General features: G+C 65.0%; 1 protein-coding gene. It reads left to right on the top strand.

The window, feature by feature from the left end:
• The coding region (locus IO40_RS0132840; RefSeq protein WP_157846471.1) for an Hsp70 family protein at positions 1 to 374 on the top strand (374 nt) is incomplete at both ends.

Genomic DNA, 374 nt, shown 5'->3' with positions numbered 1-374 from the left:
ACAAGGGTGTGAACCCGGACGAGGTCGTGGCCATCGGTGCCAGCCTCCAGGCGGGTGTGCTCAAGGGTGAGGTCAAGGACGTCCTGCTGCTGGACGTGACGCCGCTGTCGCTGGGTATCGAGACCAAGGGCGGCATCATGACCAAGCTGATCGAGCGGAACACCACGATCCCGACCAAGCGTTCGGAGACCTTCACCACGGCGGAGGACAACCAGCCGTCGGTGCAGATCCAGGTCTTCCAGGGCGAGCGGGAGATCGCGGCGTACAACAAGAAGCTGGGCATGTTCGAGCTGACCGGTCTGCCGCCGGCCCCGCGGGGCGTGCCGCAGATCGAGGTCACCTTCGACATCGACGCCAACGGCATCATGCACGTG

The organism is Streptomyces albus subsp. albus, from assembly GCF_000725885.1.
GTDB classification, from domain to species: domain Bacteria; phylum Actinomycetota; class Actinomycetes; order Streptomycetales; family Streptomycetaceae; genus Streptomyces; species Streptomyces albus.
This window is presented reverse-complemented; position numbering and strand designations above follow the sequence as displayed.